The sequence below is a fragment of the Paenibacillus sp. 01L418 genome (assembly GCF_056400045.1).
Map to the genome: position 1 here is coordinate 1 of NZ_JBFTSN010000560.1, position 3,556 is coordinate 3,556.

General features: G+C 39.3%; 6 protein-coding genes. 4 read left to right on the plus strand and 2 right to left on the minus strand.

Going from position 1 to position 3,556, the window contains the following annotated elements; genetic code table 11:
* The first annotated feature begins 425 nt into the window (after positions 1-425).
* The 4 genes from AC1DSE_RS32625 to AC1DSE_RS32640 all read left to right on the plus strand — a co-directional run bounded on the left by AC1DSE_RS32625 (position 426) and on the right by AC1DSE_RS32640 (position 2,341).
* The gene (locus AC1DSE_RS32625) at positions 426-605 is read left to right on the plus strand and encodes a hypothetical protein (RefSeq protein WP_430058644.1); all 180 of its coding nucleotides are present in this window, start codon (positions 426-428) and stop codon (positions 603-605) included.
* Positions 606-732: 127 nt separating this feature from the next.
* Positions 733-846, plus strand: coding sequence for a sporulation protein YjcZ (locus tag AC1DSE_RS32630; protein ID WP_083681477.1), 114 nt, complete (start codon positions 733-735; stop codon positions 844-846).
* A 202-nt stretch (positions 847-1,048) separates the two neighbouring features.
* The gene (locus AC1DSE_RS32635; protein ID WP_441875260.1) at positions 1,049-1,159 is read left to right on the plus strand and encodes a YjcZ family sporulation protein; all 111 of its coding nucleotides are present in this window, start codon (positions 1,049-1,051) and stop codon (positions 1,157-1,159) included.
* A 285-nt stretch (positions 1,160-1,444) separates the two neighbouring features.
* Positions 1,445-2,341 (plus strand): NAD-dependent epimerase/dehydratase family protein, encoded by an 897-nt coding sequence (locus AC1DSE_RS32640; protein WP_477509821.1) that lies wholly within the window; start codon positions 1,445-1,447, stop codon positions 2,339-2,341.
* Positions 2,342-2,353: 12 nt separating this feature from the next.
* Here AC1DSE_RS32640 and AC1DSE_RS32645 read toward each other — a convergent pair whose 3' ends face one another.
* Together AC1DSE_RS32645 and AC1DSE_RS32650 are read right to left on the minus strand one after the other, a co-directional pair.
* Positions 2,354-2,842: a MarR family winged helix-turn-helix transcriptional regulator gene (locus AC1DSE_RS32645; protein ID WP_339202888.1), complete on the minus strand. Its 489-nt coding sequence runs from the start codon at positions 2,840-2,842 to the stop codon at positions 2,354-2,356.
* A gap of 123 nt (positions 2,843-2,965) precedes the next feature.
* A partial coding sequence (locus tag AC1DSE_RS32650; protein ID WP_477528868.1) for a stalk domain-containing protein occupies positions 2,966-3,556 on the minus strand: 591 nt, incomplete at its 5' end.

The following is a 3,556-nucleotide window of genomic DNA, read 5'->3' on the forward strand; positions in this document are numbered from 1 at the left end:
GGTTACAACGGCGGTTGTGGAGTAGGCTATTAATCCCTCAATTTAGCTTCAGACATGGATAATTTGTATTTCCCTGCCAAACAACCAATAACTAAACGGCATCCATGTATAACTTACTTTCTAAACAGCAGCAAGGAGGTGAATTTCTTATATCAGGATCAGTAGGCGGTGCTCACAATAACATTGGTTTTATTCTCGTGTTGTTTATTTTGTTAGTCATTATTTCTTGCAGCTGCGGTATTTTCGGTGGCAGATACTAGTCGTATATAAGATCCAGTTTAACAAGATTCCATTAGATTATTTGCTCTATCTTCATTTACTAGTCTAATGACATTGAAACTATGTCTATGTAACAAACACACAATCAAAAAATGAGAGTCAATCATACGTTATATAGTAGTTAAATAAGAGGAGGTTTTAAAATAATGTCTCATAATATCGGTACGATCTTGGTTCTTTTCATCTTATTAGTCATTGTTGCTTGTAGCTGTGGCGTATTGGGCCGCAATGAAAGAAGAAATGAAAATCAAGTTGAAAGTGTCAACGAAAAAAGAAATGACAGAGTGAGCGACAGAGGTTACGGCGGCTGTTGCGGAGGCTACTAATCCTATTTTCACCACTCTGCTCGCTCTATGAGATGGATAAACATACTCTATCTACCCATTATCCTGTCTTATAGCTATAGCTTTAACTAACTTGCTCTATAAGATAATACAAGGAGGTGAATGTTTTATGTCAGGATCAGTTGGCGGTGTAAATAATAATATTGGTTTTATTCTTGTACTCTTCATTTTGCTCGTGATTATCTCTTGCAGCTGCGGAATTTTCGGTGGTAACAACTACTAATCATTAGCGATTGGATATGACTTATTCACTTGTCCTACAGACTACAGAGTATCCTTAACGGTCTTCCCTATACAAAACCTCTAATCCCCTATTATAGGCTAATGATACTGGGCATATGTCACCCCATGACAAATATCCAGTCACTAAGCTTTTGCTATGCATACCTTACAATGTATTCAAGTCGCAAGGAGGTGGATGTTTAATGTCAGGATTCGTTGGTGGTGCTCATAATAATATTGGTTTTATTCTGGTACTGTTTATTTTGTTGGTGATTATCTCTTGCAGCTGCGGTATTTTCGGTGGTGGTTACTAATAAATAATAATTGAAGGGCTTACTGCTGCTCTCACGCATTCAAAATGCTGAATACACTTAAGCCTCTCCAGAAGACCCATTATGTGGGTCTTCTTTTTTTTTTAATTTTGAATCTAATCCTTGCTTACATAGTCAAAAAAATGTTCACACATGCTCTTTCAGATGTAGCCCTTAATTGAATTACMTTTTTTTATGAAAGTATTGACAAAATAGTAAAACCGCTAAATAATAAAATAAATACATTAGTTAGTAAATTAATTAATTTGAGGAGGTTTTTTATTGAAAGTGTTCATTACAGGAGCTACTGGGTATATCGGCTTCGCGGTAGCTAAACAATTCCTATCCCAAGGTTATCAAGTTTCCGGATTAGTTCGAACACAAGAAAAAGCTAAGCATTTAATAAAATTAGGCATCTCCCCTGTCATAGGCGATCTTGCTGATCAGGCTTTGCTGGCGGAATGTACTCATGCTGCTGATGCTGTCATTCATACTGCTATTTCGCATAATTCTGACATGGAAAAACTAGATGTTCTTGCAGTTGATGCCATGTTAGACGGTTTGGAGGGCACTGGCAAAACATTCGTATATACGAGCGGAACGTTAATCTATAACGATACGCTTCATAATGTCGTTGATGAGGATTCGGCTGTAAAGCCATTGCCGTTCTTGCAATGGAAAGCAAATCAGGAGCAAAAAGTGCTGACAGCTGCTGAGAGAAACATTTGTACTGTCGTTATTCGACCAGCTCTCGTTTACGGACGTGGTGGCGGTTTAGTTGGGGCGACTATTCAAAGAACGAAGCTCACTCAATTCGCCAAATACGTTGGTGATGGACTAAATGCATGGTCAACCATTGACGTAGACGACTTGGCAAACCTTTATGCATGCGCTTATACATTTGTATCTCCTGGGGCGTTATATAACGCTGCTTCCAGGGAACTCATTACGACCAAAGAGCTCATGATAGCAATTGGCAAAATTGCCGGCGTCGCTGAAATTGAATCGTGTAGTTATGAGGAAGCTGTTCATGTTTTGGGCCCTGCTGCTTGGGGAGCGAGCATTAACCAAAGAATATCTGGTTTGCGTGCTGAACAGCAGCTGCAATGGAGCCCCTCTGCCAACTCGATCGTCAAAGAAATGGAGGAAGGTTCTTACCAAGCTCTGGCAAAAATAAAACGATAGTCCGTTACCGGACTATCGTTTGGATGCTTCGCTATCTTCATAAGTATTCAGAAATTTTATGGATTTAGCTAATATTCGTATGAGTTGCTCGGCGTCATCTGCACCTAGATGTTCTCGCAAGTGCTGAAAACGTTCAAATAGCTCTGTCTCCCTTGCTCCAACAAATTCATGTCCAGCTTCAGTTGCTGTAACAAGAATGGATCGTCGATCACTTGCATCCATCGTACGAGTAATATACCCGATCTGTTCAAGCGATTGTATGACATGCGTCACAGCAGCTGAGGTTATTTTCAACTGTTTGCTTAGATCGGAAACTTTAATGCCATTAGAACCCGGCGGACATAAATACGTCAAGTAAACAAGCAAGTTTGATTCGCTCTGCCGGAGCTCCTTAGAAGGACTAAACACATGCCCGACACGCTTCAATTGGCCGAATACGAGCGCAAGTTCCTTCGTTAAGTGATCTATATTCGTTCCTTGAAAGTTATCGTCATTACTCATACCATTATGAGCCCCCATAAGCTTTTTCCAATTTATTTTTAAATTATTTACTAAATTAATAATGGTGTCAAGATGGAAAGTCAAGCTTCATTTTTTATGGATGACTCAAAGTTAATCCAAACCTTATCTTTCATTTAACGGTTTAAACGTCCTGCCCGCGATGAGTATGTACTGTAATTCATTTGGCTGAATGATCGTGCCTCCACCTGCGTTTAATTGTTTTTTGATGATGGCATCCTTTTTAACAGCTGGTCTTGGCCTATCCTTAATATCCACTGTAGAATCATCTGCATCCATGATGGATGAGTGTTCAAAATATACGATAGTATGCAGATCCTCTTGTCCCTCCGGTATATCTTTCCCTGTACTATTTTTGGCAGTTACGGTTAGATCAATGAGCGATACTTTATTTTTCACAAAGACATTATATGAAATTTCTATTGGCTGGAACGCATTGGGGTCTGCTGTTCTTGCTATCCCTACTCGGTCATCATCAGAAAGATACTTCAGTTTTCCTTGCTTTAATAATCGTTCGTCATTCAAAGTGATCACATTATTTTCATTCGTGACTTTAAAAGAGAAGGAATCAAAAAGTATTCGAGCTGGAACGAGCAGAAAACCTTTCTCCACTACTGCTTTAGTGTCCATCTCTACATTTTGACCATTAACCTTTGCAGTCTTATTGCCTGCCTGAATTTGAACAATGTTCTCCCC